Below are 4,660 nucleotides of genomic sequence, written 5' to 3' on the forward strand. Positions count from 1 at the left end.
TATCCGTAGATTAGAGTTATACAGAGAGACCACCCGTTTTGTAAGCGGCGTAAGCAGCGATAACCCTGTGGTATCGAGGAGATTGTAAAACCCATGCGAAAAGACCGCGACCAACGTAGCTTTTCCGATAACGACGACTACTCTGAAGACGCCTTCAACGACAACGAAAGCGCTGGTGAACTGCAGATTCGGGCGCTTTGGTTGCTCGACGAGATCATCCGTATGACTCCGCGTAACGATGCGCGAATGGGCTACCTCTTGGCGTTGCGCGAACAGCTTATCTCCGATGAGGAGGCGATGGAGCAGGCCAAGAAGGTGATCGCCGAATTCGAGGAGGCTTACAACAAGCTCACCTCGCCGGCCAATCGCATTGCCGTGTTTTTGGGGAAAGTGGAGCCGGAAGAGCAGAAGCCTAAAGCGCGGCGTCGTGGCCAAGATGCCATTGAGGCGGGAAGAGGTGGCCAAGAAGAAAAGACGGATTTGGTGGTGCGTATCGCGATTGGGGATCAGGAATACATTGCCAATGTAGACCCCAAACTGGAGAAAACCGACTTTAAGGTGGGCACCCAGGTGAAAGTAAACGAGGCCTTCGCCGTTATTGGAGACCTGGGGTATGCAAAGGGCGGCCCCATCGTAAAGGTCAGCGAGGTGCTTGAAGACGGGCGCTTACGGGTATCTATGGATGCGCAAGGGCTGCAATCGCGCGTGGTCTATCGCAGCGACGATCTGTTGCACGAGCCGCTGAAGCCCGGATCAGAGGTGCGTATGGAGCCGAATTTCAAGGTCGCGTTGGAGCACTTCCCCGCCCGCGAAACGACAGACTACTATCTTGAAGAGGTGCCTGAACTGCCTTGGAGTAAGATAGGCGGGCAAGAGGAGGCCATAGGGGTTATTAAAGACGCCATTGAGATGCCGCTGCTCTACCCAGAACTTTTCACGCGCTTCGGAAAACGGCCGCCAAAAGGCATTCTGCTCTACGGTCCACCTGGGTGCGGTAAAACCCTTATAGGGAAAGCGACGGCCTATAACCTTACCAAAGAGTACAGCAAGCGTCAGGGCAAAGAGGTTAAAGAGTACTTCATGTACATCAACGGCCCTAAAATCCTCAACATGTGGCTCGGCGAGTCGGAGCGGCAGGTAAGAGAGATTTTCGCGCAGGCGCGGGAGAAGGCCAAGGAGGGGCGCCTTGTGTTTATCTTCATTGATGAGGCCGAATCGCTTTTGCGAACGCGAAGCAGCGGCCGCTATCTGAACATCTCCAACACGCTTGTCCCCCAGTTCTGTGCAGAGATGGACGGCCTGGTAAGCCTGCAAAATGTGGTGGTGATGCTTACCTCTAACCGACCCGACTACATAGACCCGGCCGTGCTGCGTCCTGAACGCATTGACCGTAAAGTGAAGGTGGCTCGACCGGACCGACGGGCCGCACGCGACATCTATCGAATCTATCTTAGCGACGTTCCCTTAGACCCCGCCCTTATTCGGGAGCACAAGGGAGATGCGGAAGCGGCCCTGGATGAGCTGCTCGACCTGGCCACCGACTACACCTTCCGAACGGAGCCGGAGATGGAGTTTTTGGAGGTCTATCTGCGCAACGGAGGCACGGAGACCCTCTACTGGAAAGACCTTCTGAGCGGCGCCCTGATCAAATCGGTGGTGGAGCGTGCAAAGGACTTCGCCATAAGGCGATGCATCGTCAACAACACCTCAGAAGAGGGAATCGGGATTGACGACATTCAGAAGGCCCTGCGCATCGAGTTCCGCGAGAACGAAATTTTCCCGAAGGGCGATTCGTTAGAAGATTGGTTGAAGTTGCTCGACTACGAGCCGGAGAACGTGGCGACCATTCGCCCCATCCGCGCCAGGAAAGGCACGCCGCATTCGCAGCGCAACATCATCTGATAGGTGTAAAGACTTAGGACGTTAGTTATGAACCGACTGTTCGGCATCGAGACAGAATACGGCATTGTGGTAGAGGGGCTGAGCACAGGCGACTGGCTTACCGAAAGCATAGCCGTGGTTCGTAGCTGTGAAGGGCCGTGGGTGGGTGGCTGGAACTATCGGGGCGAGGACCCACGAAGGGACATGCGTGGTTTTACCGTGCAAAACCTCTCCACAAACCCCGACGATGCCCAATTCGACCCTCCCGGCGGCCCCACAATGAGCCGTGAAGAGGAACGCAGCGATAGGGTGTTGCCCAATGGGGCGCGGCTCTATAACGACCATGGCCACCCGGAATACTCGACGCCGGAGTGTCGCTCTCTGTGGGACCTTGTGGCGCACGACCGTGCCGGAGAGCGCATCGTGCTGGCGGCGGCGCGGCGACGGGCTGCCGAAACCGGCCGGGCGGTTACCATCTACAAAAACAATACCGATTTCCACGGAGCCAGCTATGGCACCCATGAGTGCTACCTCATGCGGCGTGATGTGCCCACCGAGACCCTCATTCTCATGCTCTTGCCCTTCTTCGCCTCACGCTGCATCTACGCCGGGGCCGGAAAAGCGGGGGTGGAAAATAACGGTTTAGGGCGCTCCGACCTCTTCCAACTTTCCCAGCGAGCCGATTTCTTCTCCGTAGAGGCAAGCGTGGATACCCTGCATAATCGTCCGTTGGTAAACACGCGCGACGAGCCACACGCAACCCCGCGAGCCTATCGGCGCCTCCACGTGATCTGCGGAGATGCCAACATGAGCGAGTATGCAACGGCATTGAAGGTAGGTACCACCTGCTTGGTTCTGTCGCTGTTGGAGCAGGGGGGGCAGCCGCCGCTGCGGTTAGCGAATCCGGTGCAGGCGGCGAAAGCTATCTCGCGCGATATAACCCTTAAACGCACGGTGGAAAGGGCCGATGGAAAACCGCCGATCACGGCGCTGGAGATTCAGCGACTCTATCTTGCCGAAGCGCAAAAACACCTTCAAAACTGCGATGAAGAGACCGAGTGGGTGCTCTCCGAATGGCAGCAGATTCTGGACGATCTGGAGAAAGACCCCCTTACCACCGCCGACCGGTTAGATTGGGTGGCCAAGTATCAGCTTTTGGAGCCGTTCCGCCAAGCGGAAGGGCTGAAATGGAACGACCCCCATATGCAAAGCCTCGATCTCGCCTATCACAACATAGACCCGGAGGAGGGGCTTTACTACGGCCTGGAACAGGCCGGACAGATGTGCACCCTTGTCACGGAAACCCGCATTCAGGCGGCCATGTCGTGCCCCCCTGCAGATACGCGGGCAGCCATCCGTGGCCTGTTTGTGCAGCGCTTCGCCCCCGCTGTGCGAAGCATCGGGTGGAATGGGGTGCTGTTTCGGTATAACGATGAGGACTATCTCTTCGATATGAACCCTTTGGTCGAGGAGAACGTGCGTCTCCTCAACGAGGAGTTTGCTACCGTCCGCACCCTAGACGATGTCATCGCTCTCCTTCAGAGCCGTCCGGGTGCGGAGGAGACCGTATAGAGCGTGTAGAACGATACCGATGAGAAATCGTGAAGCAACGAAGGAGCGAGAACCATGAGCGATCTATTCCGTATGGAAGAGCGACAGCAGATGCCCATCCTGCCCACTGAACCCGCCCGTAAAGAGGGCGATGGCGGCGGCCCTCAGAAGCCGGATGTAAAACGGCCCGATACCAGCGATCTGCTGCGGCGTATGAAACGTGTAGACCCAGACGCCGCGCGTCGCTACCGACAACGAAGTGGAGAGTAACGTTGTTTGAACCGGCCGCAGACTTTTGGACCCTCTTGGAACGGAGCGGTCATCCTCTAACCCGTCCCCTGACCGCTCCGTCCCTCGCAGGCGATCCACAGAAAACACAGGCGCTTACCGAGGTGCACGGCACGACGGTGATCGCGGTGAAGTTCGACCGTGGCGTGATCAACGTGGGAGACCGACGCGCTACCGCCAACTTCGCCGTGATGTACGACCGTGCCGAGAAGGTTTTGGCCGTTGATGACTATACTCTGCTCGCCATATCCGGCTCCTATGCACGTGCCATGGAGGTGGTGCGCTATCTGCGGACGGCTTTTAAACTCTACGAGCGAACCTACCTCCAACCCATGAGCCTAGAGGGCAAGCTGGCAGAACTGGCCAAGGTGGTACGGGCAGGCCTGCCGGAGGCTTTGCAGGGCATCGGCGGGTTCCTACCTCTGTTGAGCATCTACGATCGTGAGTTGGAAGAGGGGCGCATCTTCTTTTACGACGGAATGGGGGCGCGATTCGAGAGCGCCGAGTTCGGTGCAGCCGGCAGCGGTTCACTGCAGATTCGAGGCGTTTTTGACTATATCGTGAAAACCAAAAAGCCTTTTCATCTCATGACGCGAGAAGAGGCGCTCAAAGAGGCCCTGCTGCTTCTCGACATCGCTGCCGATCTCGATGCGGCTACCGGTGGTTGGTCTAAAGTGCTTCCGTTGGCCAAAACGATCACCGCCGAAGGAATAGAGGATGTGCCTGAGGAGGAGTTGCGTGCCTTGGTAGAGAGCATCGAGACGACGACCAACACGCATACCCCACGATGAAATTTTGCCTTTCGAGGTTTTTATGTACACACCGTTCGACATTAACGAGGCGGTTGCCCAGCGTCGTGAGTTTGTAGAGGAAGGGCTGCGCACGGGCAGTCCGGTGGTGGGGCTTCGCTATAAAGGCGGGCTTCTGCTCTTCACCGTGC

The 4,660-nt window shown here is 57.3% G+C and carries 4 protein-coding genes; all 4 read left to right on the forward strand.

Annotated elements, in window-relative coordinates; genetic code table 11:
- Window positions 1-93 precede the first annotated feature (93 nt).
- The 4 genes from VKV29_RS09475 to VKV29_RS09490 are packed head-to-tail and all read left to right on the forward strand — an operon-like array spanning window position 94 to window position 4,511.
- A complete protein-coding gene (locus VKV29_RS09475; protein ID WP_324201063.1) occupies window positions 94-1,902 on the forward strand; it encodes an AAA family ATPase in 1,809 nt (602 codons plus the stop codon).
- 27 nt (window positions 1,903-1,929) lie between these two features.
- Window positions 1,930-3,453, forward strand: coding sequence for a proteasome accessory factor PafA2 family protein (locus VKV29_RS09480; RefSeq protein ID WP_324201064.1), 1,524 nt, complete (start codon window positions 1,930-1,932; stop codon window positions 3,451-3,453).
- 54 nt (window positions 3,454-3,507) lie between these two features.
- Window positions 3,508-3,702: a ubiquitin-like protein UBact gene (locus tag VKV29_RS09485; RefSeq protein ID WP_324201065.1), complete on the forward strand. Its 195-nt coding sequence runs from the start codon at window positions 3,508-3,510 to the stop codon at window positions 3,700-3,702.
- Between the two features lie 2 nt (window positions 3,703-3,704).
- A complete protein-coding gene (locus VKV29_RS09490; protein ID WP_324201066.1) occupies window positions 3,705-4,511 on the forward strand; it encodes a hypothetical protein in 807 nt (268 codons plus the stop codon).
- Window positions 4,512-4,660 lie beyond the last annotated feature (149 nt).

Origin of the sequence: Chthonomonas sp. (assembly GCF_035294165.1) — a bacterium.
Taxonomy (GTDB): domain Bacteria; phylum Armatimonadota; class Chthonomonadetes; order Chthonomonadales; family Chthonomonadaceae; genus Chthonomonas.

Coding starts and splice junctions, on each gene's coding strand:
- VKV29_RS09475 (WP_324201063.1), top strand. CDS start 94: ATGCGAAAAGACCGCGACCAACGTAGCTTTTCCGATAACGACGACTAC.
- VKV29_RS09480 (WP_324201064.1), top strand. CDS start 1,930: ATGAACCGACTGTTCGGCATCGAGACAGAATACGGCATTGTGGTAGAG.
- VKV29_RS09485 (WP_324201065.1), top strand. CDS start 3,508: ATGAGCGATCTATTCCGTATGGAAGAGCGACAGCAGATGCCCATCCTG.